General features: G+C 52.7%; 14 protein-coding genes. 9 read left to right on the top strand and 5 right to left on the bottom strand.

Annotated elements, in window-relative coordinates; genetic code table 11:
* Positions 1-2: 2 nt before the first annotated feature.
* The 4 genes from FJ695_RS16480 to FJ695_RS16465 are packed head-to-tail and all read left to right on the top strand — an operon-like array spanning position 3 to position 3857.
* Complete coding sequence (locus FJ695_RS16480; protein ID WP_141186463.1) at positions 3-536, top strand: TRAP transporter small permease; 534 nt, start codon at positions 3-5, stop codon at positions 534-536.
* Positions 536-1813, top strand: coding sequence for a TRAP transporter large permease (locus FJ695_RS16475; protein WP_141186462.1), 1278 nt, complete (start codon positions 536-538; stop codon positions 1811-1813). The genes FJ695_RS16480 and FJ695_RS16475 overlap by 1 nt, the downstream gene beginning before the upstream one ends.
* Positions 1810-2340, top strand: a complete 531-nt coding sequence (locus FJ695_RS16470) for an NIPSNAP family protein (RefSeq protein WP_168206393.1) — start codon at positions 1810-1812, stop codon at positions 2338-2340. Before FJ695_RS16475 ends, FJ695_RS16470 begins: the two co-directional genes overlap by 4 nt.
* Positions 2341-2351: 11 nt before the next feature.
* Positions 2352-3857 (top strand): aldehyde dehydrogenase (NADP(+)), encoded by a 1506-nt coding sequence (locus FJ695_RS16465; RefSeq protein WP_247653665.1) that lies wholly within the window; start codon positions 2352-2354, stop codon positions 3855-3857.
* A 306-nt stretch (positions 3858-4163) separates the two neighbouring features.
* Here the strand turns inward: FJ695_RS16465 and FJ695_RS16460 are convergent, their stop codons facing one another.
* Both FJ695_RS16460 and FJ695_RS16455 read right to left on the bottom strand, forming a co-directional pair.
* Positions 4164-4925 carry an AAA family ATPase gene (locus FJ695_RS16460; RefSeq protein WP_141186460.1) on the bottom strand — a complete coding sequence of 254 codons (762 nt, stop codon included), beginning with the start codon at positions 4923-4925 and terminating at the stop codon, positions 4164-4166.
* Positions 4925-6781, bottom strand: coding sequence for a hypothetical protein (locus tag FJ695_RS16455; protein WP_141186459.1), 1857 nt, complete (start codon positions 6779-6781; stop codon positions 4925-4927). Before FJ695_RS16455 ends, FJ695_RS16460 begins: the two co-directional genes overlap by 1 nt.
* A 474-nt stretch (positions 6782-7255) precedes the next feature.
* Here FJ695_RS16455 and FJ695_RS16450 point away from each other — a divergent pair, with 474 nt between their 5' ends.
* A complete protein-coding gene (locus FJ695_RS16450; protein ID WP_141186458.1) occupies positions 7256-7801 on the top strand; it encodes a helix-turn-helix domain-containing protein in 546 nt (181 codons plus the stop codon).
* Between the two features lie 330 nt (positions 7802-8131).
* Positions 8132-8848, top strand: coding sequence for a transcriptional repressor LexA (gene lexA / locus FJ695_RS16445; protein WP_141186457.1), 717 nt, complete (start codon positions 8132-8134; stop codon positions 8846-8848).
* A 53-nt stretch (positions 8849-8901) separates the two neighbouring features.
* Here lexA and FJ695_RS16440 read toward each other — a convergent pair whose 3' ends face one another.
* Complete coding sequence (locus FJ695_RS16440) at positions 8902-11334, bottom strand: ComEC/Rec2 family competence protein (protein WP_168206392.1); 2433 nt, start codon at positions 11332-11334, stop codon at positions 8902-8904.
* A 133-nt stretch (positions 11335-11467) separates the two neighbouring features.
* Between FJ695_RS16440 and gltX the strand changes: the two genes are divergently transcribed.
* Positions 11468-12892: a glutamate--tRNA ligase gene (gene gltX / locus FJ695_RS16435; RefSeq protein WP_141186455.1), complete on the top strand. Its 1425-nt coding sequence runs from the start codon at positions 11468-11470 to the stop codon at positions 12890-12892.
* 228 nt (positions 12893-13120) lie between these two features.
* Positions 13121-14416: a citrate synthase gene (gltA, locus tag FJ695_RS16430; RefSeq protein WP_141186454.1), complete on the top strand. Its 1296-nt coding sequence runs from the start codon at positions 13121-13123 to the stop codon at positions 14414-14416.
* 242 nt (positions 14417-14658) lie between these two features.
* Here gltA and FJ695_RS16425 read toward each other — a convergent pair whose 3' ends face one another.
* Both FJ695_RS16425 and FJ695_RS16420 read right to left on the bottom strand, forming a co-directional pair.
* Complete coding sequence (locus FJ695_RS16425) at positions 14659-15816, bottom strand: PAS-domain containing protein (RefSeq protein WP_141186453.1); 1158 nt, start codon at positions 15814-15816, stop codon at positions 14659-14661.
* Positions 15817-15871: 55 nt separating this feature from the next.
* Positions 15872-17488 (bottom strand): response regulator, encoded by a 1617-nt coding sequence (locus tag FJ695_RS16420; protein WP_247653870.1) that lies wholly within the window; start codon positions 17486-17488, stop codon positions 15872-15874.
* 567 nt (positions 17489-18055) lie between these two features.
* Here FJ695_RS16420 and FJ695_RS16415 point away from each other — a divergent pair.
* The gene (locus FJ695_RS16415; RefSeq protein WP_141186451.1) at positions 18056-19174 is read left to right on the top strand and encodes an acyltransferase; all 1119 of its coding nucleotides are present in this window, start codon (positions 18056-18058) and stop codon (positions 19172-19174) included.
* The last annotated feature ends 102 nt before the right edge of the window (positions 19175-19276 follow it).

The raw sequence follows: 19276 nt of genomic DNA, 5'->3' as shown, positions 1-19276 counted from the left end.
CAATGATCCGTTCCTTTATCCTCCCTGTCGAACGGGTCACAACCTCCGCTGCGCTTGTAGCAGCGGAGGCATGTTTAACCATTGCTTGCGGAGCAGGTCTTTGGCAGGTGATCAGCCGTTTCGTGCTCGCCGACCCAGCAATATGGTCCGAAGCTCTGGTCCGCTTATCTCTGATTTGGATGGCAATGCTTGGGTTTTCTCCGGCCATTCGCCGTGGCGCATTAATGGCCATTGATCTTGCAGCCGGTCTTGCCAAAGGAACAGCGAAAAAACTTCTCGACGGAGTAATCGCGATTTCGATATTGACCCTGTGCGGTTTGCTGGGCTTCTACGGCATTTCGATGGTCGGACGCGTGGCGCGGCAGGAGATGGCCGGGCTCGAGATTTCAATTGCTTGGGGCTATGCCGCGATCCCGGTCGGGTGTGCATTGGCGGCTGTCGCAGCTCTTGCAGCGTTCTTAGATCCGGAGCGCGCGCCATCAATCCCCGCCGGCGCTCAGTCGCCAGCATCTTCTACAGCGACGGAGATCCTCTAATGCCGGCGATTGTTGTTGCTAGTCTTCTTGGTCTGTTCGCACTTTCAGTCCCTGTTGTCATAGCCCTTGGCCTCGCAGCTTCGCTTGGCCTATTCGGATTTACGCGTTTGCCAGGCGAAGTGATGGCGCAACAGGTTTTCATTTCGCTAGACCGGTTTCCTCTTGCTGCCATCCCATTTTTTATCCTGGCCGGAAAATTGATGGAACATGGTGGTCTTTCGGAAAAGTTGGTCGAGCTTGCACGCGCGCTTCTCGGAGGAATCCAAGGCGGGTTGGCCGCGACTGCCGTCCTGACCTGTTTGTTTTTCGCTGCAATCTCGGGCTCCTCGGTTGCAACAACATTCGCGGTGGGTGCTGTGTTGATCCCTGCACTCAAGCGCTACGGCTATCCATTGGGTTTTTCTGCAGCCCTCATGGCGACGAGTGCTGAACTCGGGGTCATTGTCCCGCCATCAATAGCGATGATTCTTTTTGGGGTCGCTACCGAGACCTCGATACCGGAACTTTTTCTGGCAGGGGTTCTGCCTGGCTTGACGATAGGTGCGACGCTAATTTTGCTCGTCTTGGTTTGGTGCCGCTTGCGAGGCTGGGGCAAACGAGACCGTGAAGACCGCTTGCCACTTGGGCAAGCTGCGCGCGGTGCGGCTTGGTCGATCATGATGCCTGTAATTATCCTCGGCGGTATCTACGGTGGCGTCATGACACCGACGGAGGCGAGCGTCGTTGCGGTAGCTTATGCGCTGTTCGTTGGAATGGCCGTCGAGCAAAAACTCACTTTGCAACGGCTGCGCCACTGCTTTGAAGGAGCCGTCGTTTCCTCAACGGTGATATTGCTGATCATCGCGATGGCCTCACTTCTCTCCTACCTTCTAAAGCGCGAGGGTGTACCGGATGCCGCTGCCACCTGGATTTCAGAAAATTTCACCACACCCGCAAGTTTCCTCGCAGCGGCAAATGGATTCCTGTTTGTAACTGGGATGTTCCTTGAAACCTCTGCGTCCGTCATCGTTCTGGGCCCAATACTGACGGATGCCGCTTCGCGTCTCGGTGTTGATAACGTTCATTTCGGCACGATCATGGTCGTTAATCTTGCACTGGGAATGATCACCCCGCCTTTTGGTGTGAATCTTTTTGCCGCAGCTGCTGTAGCAGGATGCTCTGTGGGCGCGATGATCCGGCCCTTAATGGTCTTCATACTTGCCATGGCACTCTGCTTGATGGCGATCACCTACCTTCCGGTCCTTTCTCTTCTCCTTCCAACATGGTTGATGCGATGATACTTGAACTTAGAACCTATGATTTCGCGCCGGGTGATGCTCTGCGTTACCTAGATATCTTTGCCCCCGAAGGCTTGCCGTTAATCACACGGCATCTTCCACTGGCTGGCTATTGGTTATCCGAAGTCGGGGTTTTGAACCGCCTGCGGCATATGTGGGTTTATTCAAGTCTTGAAGAACGCACTGAAAAACGCGCGCAATTCATGGCGGATACGGAATGGACCCAAGGCTTCTTACCAAGAGGCATGGCACTCATACAGCGGCAAGCAACGCAGCTGATTGTACCTGACACGATCTCGGATCATACCCAATCGGTTCTCAAGAACGCCACCAAACCACATGAGGCACATAGCGGTGCACATCTTCGCAATGACTGGGCAGCGCTAAGCACTGTGCCGCTGGATGGTGCGCTGTTCGCGGGAACTGTTGTGGCGGGGGAGGATGTGGGCAGCACGTTGTCAATCTTTCCTTCGGCTGCGATGCCATCGCTCGAATTGATGCGCCCATGCGCATTCTCTCCTCTATGAGACTGATAAGCATGCCAAAAGACAAAAAACACATGATGACAGGTCGTCACTTGATCAACGGAGAATGGGTGAGATCGGATGAATCCTTCTTGTCCGCACCGTGGCAAGGACAAGGGCATGATGTCTTTGTTGCGACAGCAGACCAGGTTCATGAAGCTGCCAGCGCAGCAGAAGCAGCGTCTGAGATCTTATATTCAACAAGCGGTGCTGATCGGGCTGCCCTTCTTGAGCGCATTGCCGATGAGATCGATGCACGCGGCGAACAAATCACGGCGATTGCCCATCGGGAAACTGCTTTGCCCCAGGCACGCCTTGAAGGCGAACGGGCGAGAACCTGTGGACAGTTGCGCATGTTTGCAGAATTTATCCGCAGCGGCCGTCATTTGGAAACACGGATCGACCAAGGTGACCCAAGTGCCGTCCCACCTCGTCCTGCGCTGAAATTAGAGATGCGCCCCATTGGTCCCGTGGCGGTATTCGGAGCTTCCAATTTTCCGCTCGCCTTTTCGGTGGCGGGCGGAGATACCGCATCCGCGTTGGCAGCTGGATGTCCCGTGATCGTCAAGGGCCACGAAGCACATCCTGGAACCTCGGAGATTGTTGCAGAGGCGGTTCTCGCAGCGCTTCGGGCCGAAGGTCTGCCAGAAGGTTGCTTTGCTCTGTTACAAGGTCCGGGACGGGTTACCGGTGTTGACCTTGTGCGCCACCCGATCATTCGGGCAGTTGGTTTCACCGGATCGACATCGGCTGGCAGGGCACTCCTTGATCTTTGCATGGCTCGACATGAACCAATCCCGTTCTTTGGCGAATTGGGATCTTTGAACCCCGTATTTGTTCTATCGGGCGCGCTTGCCGATCGAACGGACCAGATTGCTCAAGAATGGGTTGCTTCGATGACGCTTGGTGCCGGACAGTTCTGCACGAGCCCATCCGTTGTCTTCGTGCCAGAGCAATTCCTAACGTCATTTGTGGACGCAGCGGCCAGTGCGCTTAAAAGCGTGACACAACAACCAATGTTGACCACGGGTATCGCAGACAGCTTCTCTGAGAAATCCGGCAGCGCCGCAAGCCGTCCTGGTGTCGAAACGGTCTTTGTTGGCCCATCCTCAAAACGAAGCTTCGCTGCAATGGTCCTAAGTTGTGATCTCGACACTTGGCTGGCGGACGAGAGCCTTCGTGAAGAGGTTTTTGGGCCGATGGCAATCATTGTTTCTGTCTCAAAGCAAGAGCGTATGATTGAGACTGCTGCACGCCTTGACGGTCAGCTCACCGCGACCCTGCATTTTGAACCTTCCGACGGCAGCCTCGCATGCGCGCTTCTCCCGATCCTTGAGCGTAAAGCGGGTCGCATTCTTGCAAATGGCTTTCCGACCGGTGTTGCCGTGTCTGATGCGATGGTCCATGGGGGACCATGGCCCGCATCGAGCAACTTTGGTCAAACCGCGGTGGGAACGCTGGCGATCCGGCGCTGGCAGCGCGCAGTCTGTTGGCAAGGTATTCCAGATTTCTTGTTATGAGGATCCAAATTCACCAAAAACAGGAGAATTCTTGCAACACAGAAATAGGCTATTTTCATAACGTCGGCATAATATCAAAACGTCCGCTCTGAAGACCCTAGCGGCAAAAATCCGACGGTCGGCTCACTGACCCTAATCCGGTCATTTGATCGAACCGCAGCGAAGGGCTGCATCCCGCCCTTCCTCTGAATTCGCTGGATTTCGAAAGGACGTCGGATTTGCAGCCGCGATCATTTCGGCATGCGCAAAGTGAACCGTCCAATATGGAGTCAGTTCGAGACATGCCCGGTTTGGGCAAATTTGCCCCTATCCGACCAATATTTTCAGATCCCGTTTGCTACCATAGATGGTCAGGAATGCAGCCTTGAGATGGTGCAGATTGATGCCGCTGGATTGGCTCTTCAGCTTTTCAGCAAAGACCAGAAGCCGCACCAGATCCCGTACTGACGTCTGACCGCCAAAGCGAGCAAGTGCCTGATAAGCCTCTGCGCCCTCCACATTATAGTCCACAGCGATATCCCGGCAGTCTTCTTCCAGTGGCACACCCAGTTCGATGCGAAATCCCAAGCGGCTGACGATCTGGTCCAAAGCAGAATCGTGAATCCGAGTTCTGGCAAGGCGCTTGTCGTTGCCGCTCAACACCAGTGCGCAATCGGCCTCTTCATGAATGCGTAAGAGTTCACGAAACGCCGATAGATCCAAATTTTGCACCTCATCAACAATCAGGATACGTCTGGAGCTATATCCCTCATAAAGGCGCGCTAGAGCTGTATCGCTGAGGTCCTTCACAAATCGATAGGATGTACCGAAGCCAGTCGCCTCAATGATCATCTTCAGCATGCCTTTGACTGTCTTATCTGCATGCCCAACCTCACAATAATAGGCGTTTAGTTTCCGAGCATGGTGCCGCAAGGCTGTGGATTTGCCCATGCCCGGCTTGGAACTGATGAGCACCGGATATTTCGAGATTTCCTTGGCAATATCCATGGCTTTTCTGATTTCCCGGCTCGCCGAGATATCAACAAAGCGAAAAGCACCAGCCTCCTCCTCTTTCAATGCCTCGCTCATCAAGTCCTCCCGATTTTGCGGATGAAGACATCCCGCCCTGCGGCGATCTCACGACGATCGCGTTCGTCTTCGCTCTCAGAACAAGGGTCGCCATGTTCCGGACGAAGAACCCGTTGATGTTCCAGCTCTTGCGTAACGGTAAGTGTGCCTCTCGGCACATTTGGAACCACTTCAGGGGCATGTTGCGCGAGCTTGACCAACTCCGCTCCAATATCGATGTCGGGAGTTGACCGATCTGCTTCTCGAAGCGCCTTGTTCCGGCGCGTGTTTCGTTCGGCTGAGCGTCTCGCGCCGCGCGGATCGAAAAAGGCAAATTCTTCCTCCGGATGAGCTATCCCCAGGAAGGACCCGTCCTGTTTGGTGAGCCGCAGAGTGTTATAGCCGTGATACTGCGGGATATGGACTGTGATCGTGTCATGGAACCAGACGTCTAGTTCGTCGCAACTCCACCTCCGGCCGCCGACCGAGATACCGTGTTGCCTGACTTTGCGGGTTTCCGGTTTGGTGAAGACGGTATTCAGCCGATCCGGGTCAATGACCGTGGCCGCCCAGCCTTGCCGAACGTGCGCCTCAAAACTCTGCCTGGGTGACAATCCCTTAAGCGCGCCCGATTGCGGCATGACTTCATAGGCCCTTAAAAGCCCATTCAAGACCCTTTTAAAGGCAATAAAATCGCCGTTGAAGGGTGCTGCCAGCCTTCCAAGTGCCGGACGCTTGGGGTTCATTCGGTCATCACCAATGTACCCCGGGCAGGTCTTCAGGAATTGCTGCTCAAAATGACCAAACCAGGCTTCGATCGGTTTGGCGGAGGCATTATAGGGCAGCGCCCGGATGACCCTTGATTTTCCTGGCTTCCCAACGATTGGCACCAGCAATTGCATCGCATCGTCGAGAAAGTCGGCAAAAAGGTATTCCTTGCCATTGTCGCAATAAAGCGTCTTGGGCAAACCGAAGGCGGAATGCTGTGCCATGGCGACAAAGGCCTCGATCACATCGGCATTGCGTACCCCGCCTTTTGTCTCAAGGAAGACCAGTTCACACCAGACACGGCGGGTCGCAATATCCATGAACCCGAGCAGCTTTGGTGTACCGGTCGTGCCGTTCTCGCGTTTGAGCAGGACGTTGACGTGATGGACGTCCATTACGACGCAGTCCATTGGCTGCATCCCCGTGATCACTCGCTTCACGCGCGGCCGATCATCATCACTCGCCTTGCGATCCTTCTTGTGGCGATAGACTTTCTTTAAATGCTGTTCTGAGCGGATCAATGCCCGCGGCACCTTGCATATCCGGTCCAATTCCGCGGGCGTCTCTAGACGGATACCGTTGGCGACCGTCACCGTCTTCAAATACTCGCTGGCCAGAACAGCGACAGTCTTTCCAGTCGCGCCGCCCTTGATCAGCCCCCTCACCTGCTGGCGCAAACCGTCAGCAATTTCGGCTTTGGTCGCATCATCTATCCGCGCCAACGCCGCCCGATCCCATTCGCGGGAGACAAAACAACGTGACTTGCCACGGTCAGAGCGTTTTGTGCGTTTTAGGCCGACTGGTCCCACAGCTTCATAGAGCTTAATCCAAGTATAGATTGTTCGCCGTTTCAGAACGATAGGGGTCCCAGACCAATCGATGACTGTATGTCCTTGAAGTTGCGCTATTACCCGACCGCGCTCAGCCGATCTCGGTTCTGTCTCCAGCAATTCCTCAAATGTCCGCCGAAACCATGTGACCTTGCGGCTAAATTCAGATGGACTTGAATGCTTGGCAAGACCCGCAGGTTTGTCCTCAAGCCTTGCAGGCTCAATACTTTGGTCCTGAAGAGAGCGCGGCAAGCTGAATGCGCTAACTTCATATGACACACCAGACCGTCCCCCGGTTCCCTGAACCAACCTCACTTCAAGGTTCTGATTCCGCCAAGGTTTTCCGGCATGTGCACGCTGGAGAGCTTGCCGCGCCTTGCGTGTTGATATTCCAGAACGTTCTGCAAATTCTCGAACGTTCAGCCACATTGGGTATCATCCGGGGCTATCAGACCAGCGGCAAGTCTAATCCGAGCAGCAAGCGCAATCGCATTGTTACTCTTGTTCTGGCCAGTCAGAGACTGTTCGGCAGTTCGCCGTACAATTCCGTTTGCGCTGCACCATGCATTCAACGATGTCCCTTGTAAAACAAAGCCTGCACGAACGTTTCGAAGAAGAATGTTCGTGGTTTTTAGGTTTTCGCGTTTCATGCTACTAAATCCAAGAATCCGCAATGCGCAGATTAAATGACTGCGATTCGCAGATGTCAATATTTTTTCTGCCTTATGCAGATTTCCAGTGAGAAGATAAGAATTGAAGATCAACGCGACGCAAGTCATTGATAGAGTAAAAAATGCTCTCAACCTCAAAACAGATTTGGCCGTATCTGAATATTTTGAGGTATCGAACAAGACTGTTTCATCCTGGAAAGCAAGAAACTCGATTCCGCTTGAGTTTCTGTTGCAGGCCTGTGCCGGAACTGGAGAAAAGATAGATTACTTTCTCTTTGGAGAGGCATTACAGCGACAACAGTCCGAATTGATTGAAACTGCCATCGATGATTTCCGGATAATAACCATGAAGCTAACTGGCGAACGGATCCTCATCGAGCTTCTGGAACAGCACGCCCCCGAAGAACTTGCTTTCATGGAAGCGAAGGAAATTCAGGCAGAAGGTGAATCCATAGGACTGGCGATGTTGATATTTGCTGAATTCATCGAACGAGAGAAAAAGGCGTTGGTGGATAGCGGGCGCATGACCAACGAAGAGTTCAAAGAATATATCCGAAATGTCGACCGATACGACCTCCCGTACTTTGCACGGGCGATCAAACACCGAAACAAACAGGGTCCGCAATAGGTCCGCAGTCGAACACTCCAGGACCGGAAGCGTCTAACATCGAAGTAAATTCTCCATTTGTTTTCAATACGTTCCACGTTTTATTTGCACTGACTGATATTGCGGACCCTACGGTCTGCAATCGATGATCACCCAACCTTTTGAAAACAATACGCTCTTTGAACTCTTCTGCCATTTATTTACGGCCAGATAAACCGCTTCCAGTGCCGTTTAATTCTGACAGCTACAATTAGAACAGTAAGAGAACGTTTACCCTTGCAGAACACAATGAGAACAGGTAGGGTGTTCTTGATTTGTACCAATTGATCCTCAAGATCAGGGGAAGCTGATATGCTGACGCGCAAGCAGTATGAACTGCTCATGTTCATCCATGAAAGACTGAAGGAAACTGGGGTGCCGCCGTCTTTCGATGAAATGAAAGACGCGCTCGATCTGAGGTCCAAGTCCGGTATTCACCGGCTCATCACAGCTTTGGAAGAACGCGGTTTTATCCGCCGTCTGCCGAACCGGGCGAGAGCGATGGAAGTTGTCCGCCTGCCCGATTCGATCGCGCCGGGCCTCGGCAGCCCGCGGCCGCGCGGCAGTTTTTCTCCCGAAGTTATCGAAGGGTCGCTTGGAAAACCAGCACCCGCGCCAGTCGCAGCGCCTGCAGCGGTTGCAAGTGCGGCAACGGAAATCCCGGTTATGGGCCGGATTGCCGCCGGTGTTCCAATCGAGGCGATCCAGACCCACAGCCACTCCATCAGCGTCCCGCCGGAGCTTCTTGGCAAAGGCGAACATTATGCGCTTGAAGTGCGCGGCGATTCCATGATCGACGCAGGCATCTTGGACGGCGATACGGTTTTAATCCGGCGAATCGACAGTGCTGACAGCGGCGACATTGTCGTGGCGCTGGTTGATGATGAAGAAGCCACTTTGAAGCGGCTGCGCAAAAAAGGCGCATCGATCGCACTGGAAGCGGCCAATCCGGCCTATGAAACTCGGATTTTCGGACCGGGTCGTGTGCGTGTTCAGGGCCGTCTCGTGGCGCTGTTTCGGCAATACTGAGGCGGGTCCTTTTTCAGCTCAACAGGTTTTGGAATTAATCTTCTCCGCAAGGTCTATGGCTTTGCGGAGGATTTGGCTTTTGACCTCAAACTAGCGCGGGTTATTGTGCCTGGCCGGTTCCAGGGCCGCGGTAATCGGGGAAGAGCATAAACCACACGTTTGATGCCGGGTATTGCGTCTCTTTGATTGGTGGCCCGCTCTAATGCCGTCTTTCCGGACCAGCCGCTCGCAGACCCATCGGACGGTTCCAGCCAAATCGAAACAGCCCCTCTTTTTTCCCGAATAACTTGATCCAAAATCACGCTCGATTGGCAGAACCCAGGCACGATTTTATCGGTCGCGATAATATCTGCCTTTTGGCAATCTTCGAAAAGAGCCTGCACCGTTTTTGACACACCGATTTTGAGCGGTATCGGATCCGAGTAACTTTTGTCATTAGGCGGATATGCGAGCACCACACATCCGTCAGGATCACATCGGCGCTGAACCGAACTCATCTTGCGCGACTTAATCGCCCCCAATCCTTCACCCTCCCCCTCAAGCCAGATTTCAGCGGCAAAGGACTTGCGGACATGGGAGAGGCGCAGATCTCCTTGCCTATCGCGAGCAGCGAGTTGCGGCCCTGCCGCCGCGATTTGAATATCGGGCGCGCGCGACAATGTCATAAGTGTTATGGCGGCCCCCAAGGGAACCAGACTGAAGCTTCGAATTCGGCCAGGCGCGAGCAAACAGACAAAGAGCGCAGCCATCAACAGAGCAGCAGGCGCTGCCCCTAACGTTCCGATCCGGCCCGCGTCCGGGGCAAGGTTTTCGGTAAAAGTTGCGACATCAATCAACATCCCCAGACCAGCGCTCATCACCTTCAGCGGCACAGCACTGAGGCCAAAGGGCATCAAGACAAGCGCCAGAACCCCCATGGGCATAACAACCAGAGAAAACACCGGCATACCCAGCATATTCCCGACGATCCCATAAGGCGCGACCCGGGAGAAATGGTAAGCCCCGATTATCCCGGTCGCAGCTCCAGCAACCAGAGCAGTGACGAACAGCCCAGCAGCCCATTTGGCGATGCTCACACCCAGCCGGGCCGGAAGAGACCGAGGCTTTGAGGAAAAACCAGCTTCCTTTTGTTGGCGCCGCCAAAGGTCGTAAACCGCGATCAAAGCAATCACGGCCGCGAACGACATTTGAAACCCGGGATAAAACAGCCTTTCTGGTGCCAACAACAAAAGAAACAGCCCAGCCAAAGCAGCCGTCCGCAAGGTCAATCCGCGCCGCCCGGTCAATATGCCCAGAAAAACCAGGGCGATCATGATGAAAGACCGCTGGGTTGCCACCGACGCCCCAGAGAGCAGCAAATAAAAAACCGCAGCGCCGAGCGCCAACAGCGCCGCGACTTTGTGCAACGGCCAACGCAATGCAAACCCGGGAAGGAGAGCCAAGACCCCGAGTGACACCGCGTAAGCACCGCCAGCAAAAAGAGCCATGTGCAGCCCGGAAATCGCCAGTATGTGCGCCAATCCGGCAGCTCTGAGGCTTTCCTCTGTTTTTTCGTCGATACCGCTCCGATCTCCGACGAGAAGCGCAACGGAAAGCGACTTTTCCGGACCGTCCGGCAAGACAGCTGAAATCCGCTGCGCAAGATATTTGCGCAGATGATCGATGTGCCGTTCAACCTGCCGTATGAGCGTCGGAGGTTGTCCGCTGATTTTTTTTGGAGGGCCATATGAAAACCCGGTCGCGCCTATTTTTTGAAAATAGGCGCGGAAGGAAAAATCATATCCGCCCGGAACGACCGGCCCCATTGGCGGAAACAACCGCGCGCGAAGCTGCACCCAGTCGCCCGGAGAAACTTCTGTATTCACAGGGACCCGCAACCGGACCCGTTCTACAAACACTCCGGGTTTAACGATCCGTCCGTTGACCGCCGACGCTTTTAGAAGAAGCCGCTTGCCGGATTGCCTGTGCTGAAGCTCCAGAACTTCTCCGCGCAGCGCCACGGTCATCGGTTCAAGAAGTCTGGGCGTCTCAATGGCCGCCGTCCGAAATGTTGCCGCACAAAGCCCCGTAAAAGCGGACAACAATAGTAAGCCGATTTTTGAGAAACCGGAGCGGCGGTTGCGGACAGTAGCAGGGAAGCAAATCACAACACAAAGTACCGCCAAAACCACCCAGCTTGGTTCGTCCGGCAGCAAACTGTAAATCAGTATCCCGCCTGCAAAGGCAAACCCGGTCCACAGCAGCCCCTGGTTTTGCACCAAGCGCTCCAACTCGTCCGGCGCCGGCAGCCAACGGGTTTTCGCCTGTTGGTTTTTGCGGTCACGCTTTTGCAAATTGCGCGACCTTAGAAAGGCACCCCAGGGCGATCCCCGGTCCTGTGATGCCCTGTTGCCGGAAACAGTATCTATTACACTTGGGTCAGTGGATTTAGCGCCGGCGCCTCGCTCGCCGTAATAGTTGAAGCCGGTGCCATCTTCACGCGCCACCCCTGCTCCCTTCGCCGGACCTGCCAATCATGGCAAAGCCTATTTTGCCTTGGGCGCGCCTGTGTTAAGACCGCGCCACTATTCGTCAGGCGGTTGGACCGCCTCATTCTGACAGAGACTTTCAAAAAGCACCATGGCACAAGATATCGTCACGCGTTTCGCCCCATCTCCGACCGGGTTTCTTCATATCGGCGGCGCCCGCACTGCGCTGTTCAACTGGCTTTTTGCCAAACATCACGGCGGCAAAATGCTGCTGCGGATTGAGGACACAGACCAAGCCCGTTCAACCCAGGAAGCGGTTGATGCATTGATGGATGGCCTCTCCTGGCTTGGCCTGGATTGGGACGGCGAGCCAATCTCGCAGTTTTCCCGTGTCGAACGCCACAAAGAAGTTGTCGATCAGATGCTGGCAAATGGCATGGCCTACCGCTGTTATTCGTCTCCAGAAGAAGTCGACGCCATGCGCGAAAAGGCCCGTGCTGAAGGCCGTCCGCCCCGTTATGACGGCACTTGGCGCGAGAAAGACCCGTCAGAGGCACCTGAAGGCGTCGATCCGGTGATCCGCTTGAAAGCACCGCAAGAAGGCGAAACGGTCGTGGACGATATGGTTCAAGGCCGGGTGGTGATCCCGAACAAGGATCTGGACGATTTTGTCTTGATGCGTTCCGACGGCACACCGACCTACATGCTGGCGGTCGTCGTCGACGACCATGATATGGGCATCTCCCACATCATCCGCGGTGTCGATCACTTGACCAACGCTGCCCGCCAGACGCTGATCTTCAATGCCAATGGCTGGGACGTGCCGAAGATGGCGCATATTCCGCTGATTCACGGACCGGATGGCGCAAAACTCTCCAAGCGCCATGGCGCAACTGGCGCGGAAGCTTACCGGGCACTCGGATACTTGCCGCAAGCGATGCGCAATTATCTCGCACGGCTGGGCTGGAGCCACGGCGATGAAGAAATCATTTCCCTTGAGGACATGATCCAGTGGTTCGGCATGGACGCGGTCGGTCAGTCCGCCGCCCGATTCGACTTCAAGAAGCTCGAAAACCTCAACGGCCACTATATGCGCGCCACCGATGACGGTGAGCTGCTGGACCATTGGAAGGTCTATCTGGCCCATGTAGACGGCGGTGCGGACGTGCTCGCATGGCTGGCCGAAGCCGGCAATACCCAAACGGCGCTCACCGCCCTGCCCGGCCTCAAAGAACGTGCCAAAACCCTGGTCGAATTGACCGACAGCTCATCTTATTTGTGGCGCCAGCGTCCGCTGGAAAACGACGAAAAGGCAGTAAAAATCCTGACTGACGACGCCCGCGCGGTCTTGGGCGACCTGCACGGTGTTTTGTCTGGTGTCGCGGATTGGGACGCTGAGCCGCTGGAAACCGCGGTCAAGGCCTATGCTGAAGGCAAAGAACTGAAACTTGGCAAGGTTGCCCAGCCTCTGCGCGCCGCGTTGACCGGCCGGGGTACTTCTCCCGGTATCTATGATGTTCTGATCGCCCTTGGCCGGGACGAATCCTTGGCCCGGATAGCCGATCAGGCTCCTTGATAACGGTCAAGGCGAGAGTTTCCATTATTTTTCAAGCTTCGGCACTGCCGCAAACCGCTGCATAAACGTCTTTGACCAAAGCGTTATATGCACCAGCTTGCGGCAGTGCGGCAAATGGGCTAGGCAAGACGCGACCATTCCTCCAGCACTGTCTGGCTAAAGCGTTAGGTCTTGGTTCAAGACCTGCGGCTGGCCGGTGCAATGGGTAACAAACAGGGGGTTTTCTGAATGGCCGACAACAACGCCAAGCTCAACGTCGATGGTGGTGATCACAATTTCGACGTCCTTGACGGATCCATCGGACCGTCGGTTGTGAACATCGCGTCCTTGTACAAGGACACTGGCATGTTCACGTACGACCCGGGCTTCACCTCGACCGCATCTTGCGAATCCAAGATCACCTACATCGATGGCGACGAAGGCACGCTGCTCTACCGCGGCTATCCGATTGAACAACTCGCCGACCATGGTGACTTCTTAGAATCTTGCTATCTGCTGCTTTACGGCGAACTGCCGACGAACGCGCAGAAAGATGACTTTGTAGATCGTGTGACCTACCACACGATGATCCACGAACAGATGAACCGGTTTTATGCCGGTTTCCGCCGTGACGCCCACCCGATGGCGATCCTGTGCGGTACAGTCGGCGCACTGTCCGCCTTCTATCACGACTCCACGGATATCTCTGATCCGCACCAGCGCATGGTTGCCTCCTTGCGCATGATCGCGAAACTGCCGACCATGGCCGCAATGGCCTACAAGTACCATGTCGGCCAGCCGTTCGTTTATCCGCGCAACGATCTGTCCTATGCAGCCAACTTCCTGCACATGTGCTTTGCGGTTCCGTGTGAGGAGTACAAGGTGAACCCGGTTCTGGCCCGCGCTATGGACCGTATCTTCATCCTGCATGCCGATCACGAGCAGAACGCATCGACCTCGACCGTCCGTTTGGCTGGCTCGTCCGGTGCAAACCCGTTCGCTTGTATTGCAGCCGGCATCGCCTGCCTTTGGGGTCCTGCCCACGGCGGCGCCAACGAAGCAGCGCTCAACATGCTGTCTGAAATCGGCTCTGTTGACCGCATTCCGGAGTTTGTTGCACGGGCAAAAGACAAGAACGATCCGTTCCGTCTGATGGGCTTCGGCCACCGGGTCTATAAGAACTACGACCCGCGCGCCAAGATCATGCAGAAGACCTGTCACGAGGTTCTGGGCGAACTCGGCATCAAGGACGATCCGCTGCTCGACATCGCGATGGAACTGGAAAAGATCGCGCTCAACGATCCTTATTTTGTTGAGAAGAAGCTTTATCCGAACATCGACTTCTACTCCGGCATCACCCTGCGGGCACTCGGCTTCCCGACAACCATGTTCACTGTGCTGTTCGCTCTGGCCCGTACCGTCGGCTGGATCGCTCAGTGGAAAGAAATGGTGGAAGATCCGTCCCAGCGCATCGGCCGTCCGCGCCAGCTCTACACCGGCGCAACAAAACGCGATTATATTCCGATCGATCAGCGCCTCGGCTGATTGAACACAAAGACAAAAAGAAAAGCCCCGGATCCTTGATCCGGGGCTTTTTTGTTTGGCGCAAGGTCAATTCGCCCCATTTGTCTCAAGGGTCTATGTGTCGATTGTTTTGAGCTTTCCAAGATGATCCGAGTTCCGGGGAGAAACGTCTCTTTGATTGTAAGGACCCTACAAGCCTACACAGGGAATGTATCAGCACTTCCAGAGGTCTGCTGTTGGGTTCTTACGAGGCGCTCATGAACCTAAGATTGTGAGCCAAAATCTTGACATGGAATTGAAAAAACAAATTTCGTCCCCTGCCCGACTATGCTTTCACATTCGATGGTGCCAGCCAGTTTTTGAGTGATTATGTTGTAAACAATATGGAGACCCAAACCGGTCCCTCCACTATCCCGGTTTGTTGTAAAGAACGGTTCGAAGATTTTATCCAGAACGTCCGGCCCCATACCTTTACCGGTGTCCTTGTACTCGATCCGGATACCCTCATCCTGATGCTGCGCGGAGATTTGAATGGTCCCGTTGAGGTTCGACTTGCCCTCAAAACCATGGATGAGGCTGTTCATTATTAAGTTGGTTGCTATCTGAGCCAAAGATCCTGGATAAGTCTCCATTGATAACTCATCAGGAATGTCCAATATCACTTCAATTTTAGTTTTCTTCAGTTTAGGGTTGAGACTGACAAGAATTTCCTCAAGGTATTTTTGTAAATTTATTGTCCGTTTCTCTTCTGATGTTTGATCCACAGCAACCTGCTTAAAGCTTTTAACCAGCATTGCTGCTCTGTTCATGTTGGTTTCCAGGAGCTTGGCTGATTGCTCTGCGGTTGAAAGAAAGGACGTAAGGTGTTCTTCATTGAGTTCACCAGACCGAAACAGGGCACCTATTTCAGCAATTTGGGTCTGGAAATAGGAAACTGCTGTTACGCAGATACCCAACGGGGTGTTTATCTCATGGGCAACACCGCCGACCAAGGAGCCAAGGGAAGCCATTTTTTCGGCTTCAACCAAATCTCGCTGCGCTTTTCGTAACTCGGTAATATCTGTGTAGGTTGATACAAAGCCCTCTTCTACCGGCGTGCCAATAATTTCAATAATCATCCCATCCGGCCGCACTCGCTCGAACTTGTGAGGAGAGAACTCTTTTGCCAGCTTTAGCCGTTGACTTACTTGTTCATCTATATCACCCGGGCCGTACTCCCCACGCTGCGCATTGAAATAAAACAAGTCGCGCATGAGGGTCCCGGGCTGACAGAATTTGCTTGGGAATTGCAGTAGTTCGGCAAATCTGTGATTGCAGGCAACAAGAACCAAGTCTTTATTAAAAAAGGAAATACCATGTTTTGTATTTTCAGTAACAATTCTAAGAACACGGCTTTGCTCAATTTCCTTTTCATCATCCATCAAGAAGCCCTACCCCTCTATAATAAAAGCGACATATTATGAAATACTCTTGCATTCATGGGTATCTACGTTGAATTTCTTTAATCTCGTCAATATTTTCCAGAACAAGGTCCACTAAGTTCGGATCAAAGTGCCTTCCTCTCTCCTCCAACAAGAACTCCACAATCTGGTCGAATGGCCATGCTTTTTTGTAACAACGGTCACGTGACAACGCATCAAGCACGTCGGTAATTGCGGTTATCCGACCAGCAAGCGAGATCTCCTCGCCAGATTTTCCATTCGGATAGCCAGTACCATTCCATTTTTCATGATGTTCAAGAGCTACCCTAGCTCCAAGGTTCAAGATTTCTCTATCCGAGTCCCCCAACAACTGGGCACCAAGAGCTGAATGGCTCTGCATGACCTTCCATTCTTCGGCAGTGAGTTTGTCAGGTTTATTTAAAATAGAATCTGGAATGCCGATCTTGCCCAGGTCATGCATCGGAGAAGCATGCTTCAATAATTCCGCATCTCCCGCGGACATACCGGCTTTCAAGGCAAGGAACTTGGAAAACTCCGCGACTCTTTGCACATGGTTTCCGGTTTCTTTGGACCGAGTCTCAACGGCTTCGCCGAGGCGATAAACGAGTTCCCTCTGCGTCTCCTCAATTTCAACTCTCAGATTCAAATTGTCGAACGCTATAAGGGCGTTTTGACAAATTAAATTCATCATCTTTCTTTCCGAAGGATGATTATATTTCACTCCTGAAATTATTAGTAGGTTCCGGTGTCCATCTTTAGTGGTCAAGTAGGATATAAATAGATCATCCGCTTCTAAACTACCAACATCATCATCGATACAAGTTAATTGCTTAATCACATGCCCGGGTAAAAAATCATCGAGATCATTACCTTGTTTCTTGGCAAACTCACCAGTACCTGCAATGAAAGTTATGCCAGCCCGGTTTTCATGGGAAACCAGTCCATTCAGCCCACAGATTAATGCGCTCTGGTCCGCATAAAGGAGAGAGCTGATTTGTTCGATGACCCCTTCTGCGAAGGTCGAAATCGACCCGAGCTTAAATATATCCTGAGATGCCGAGATAACGTGCTCAAGCCCTCGCTTGTTGCGCTCCAAGGCCATAATGTCTCGATATGAACGTAGGCAAGAGAATATCAATGTATGAAGTTTTTGAGCTGTCAGCTCCGTTTTCTCTTTGTAATCGTTGATGTCATAGTCAGATATGATCCGACTTTCCGGAGCCTGACCAGGCTGCCCTGTTCGCAGGACTATTCGAACCTGATAGTTTTTAATTTCCTCCCTAATATATTTGGCAAATTCCAGGCCCGCGTGCTCACTCTCCATCACTACATCAAGCAACAACACTGATACGTCCGGATGCTTTTGAAACAGATCTTTTGCTTCAACTCCCGAATAGGCGTGAACAAATTCCAAACCATCACCATGAAACGAGAAATTGGATAGAGCCAACTCGGTAACCTGGTGCACCTGCTCATCGTCATCGACGATGGCAATCTTCCATTTCTTCTTGGAGTTCGTTGCTGTGGAAACTGATCTATCGGGCTTGCCTTTAAACAAGGGAGACTTTGTAGCCTTGGCAAATAGTGGCTTGTTTTCAGTATCTTTGAGCGCTGAACTTTTTGGAGAATTTTCCAATCCCGATTTCTCCATCACTTAGCTGTCATGCCTTGAGACAACGCAGGTGCTTCGAAATGCAAGCAGCGTGTTCTTACCGAGGTAAACCTTAGCGTTTCATCAGTTAAAATTAAATTATACCCACACTCATATCCAGTTTTCTTACATCATTATGCAATACTACCAATAAAATAACCATCTAATTACCTCGAATTATAAACATTGTCAGAAGTACTATTACTACACTACTCACCTATCTTGAGCATAATCATTTGTTTTCTGGACATCATTTTTGGTCCATTAACGTTGAATACAAATATTGAACGAATACCGTAGCCACTGAGCGGACCAAGAGATCAAATAAAAAGCCCCGGATCCTTGATCCGGGGTTTTTTGTTATGAAAACAAACGGCTGATTTGAAGTCCAACACCCATGTGACTGATTGTTCAAGCTGTTGATTGCCTAAGTCCAAAAACCACTCAACCCCTTGAAAATATACAATACTTCCGACACTTCACCGGCGCCGTTAACGATATATTAAGCAAATTAACAAAAGCCCCAAATTCCTTTGTAGGGTGTGGCAAAGAACATTTTGGGTCCAAATGAACCGATCACTCGACGCCCTTATCCAAAGAGATTGCAATAACTTTGGGGTCGTTCGGCTTTTTGCTGCGACGGCTGTAATAGTTTCTCATGCATTCATTCTGTCGCGGCGCAGCGAACTTGCTGATCCGCTCGCGTCTCTCACCAGTTTCTCCCTCGGCGGTCACGCTGTGAATGCATTCTTTTTACTCTCGGGTTTTCTGATTGCAGCGAGTTGGGACCGGCAGCCTAATCTCATTCATTTTCTATGCGGCCGGTATCTGCGCATATTCCCGGCCCTTATCGTTGTGACGATAACCACCATTGCCATCGCGGCCGTTGCCCAAAACCAGCTCAGTCTTCAAGCCTTTCTGACGTCCTGGGAAACCATTTCTCTCTTCCTCAGAGCGGTAGTCGCGCTTGATGGTGGCGGAACCCTTCCGGGTATTTTTGTCGAGAATCCGGATGAACGTTATGTTTTGGCGACAGTCTGGACCATTCGTTATGAGGTGATTTGTTATCTAACGATCCCTCTTGTTTCAGCGCTCGGCATCTATTTTGGCGGCAGCAAGAAAATCGTGGGGGTCATTCTCGCACTATCCGCCATCGTTTTGATCATTAGATCGAACCAAAACGCCGGATTGCTGGTCGATCACTTCGCGCGCTTCTTCTTTGCATTTTACATTGGTGTCGCCAGCTGGATGTTCAGGAAACACCTTTCTGTTTCCTTCCTGCGCACTGCATTCGCGATTTCGGCGTCTTTCCTCCTGCTTGGCACACCCGTCTCACCCGTGACAGAAATCCTTGCCGTTGCCTGCTTGACCTTTTGGATTGGATCAGTTGATTTTGGATGGTTCGGCAAACTCACAAACCGGGAAGACCTGTCTTATGGGATCTATCTTTTGGGATTTCCAATCCAGCAAATGTGGCTGGTTCTGTGGTCAGGCCCTTATCCGGTTCTGATGAACGTCATCCTGACACTGCTGACCGTCAGTCCCCTGGCTTTCTTGTCATGGCGCCTCATCGAACGCCCTGCTCTGAACCATCGGTCATCTTTGCAGAAACTGTTGGTTTCCATGCAACGCAAAGCAGTTGGCGATGTTGCATCCGGAATGAACTTCAATAGATCATCACATTAATATACCGGCTTCACTGAGTGAACCGCTCCGGTTGCCGAACTTGGTGTGGTTATCTTCCCGTTAGCCGGTCAAGAAAGGGACCCGGCCTTCACATTCCGGCTT

Source organism: Labrenzia sp. PHM005 (genome assembly GCF_006517275.1).
Classification (GTDB): Bacteria; Pseudomonadota; Alphaproteobacteria; order Rhizobiales; family Stappiaceae; genus Roseibium.
This window is presented reverse-complemented; position numbering and strand designations above follow the sequence as displayed.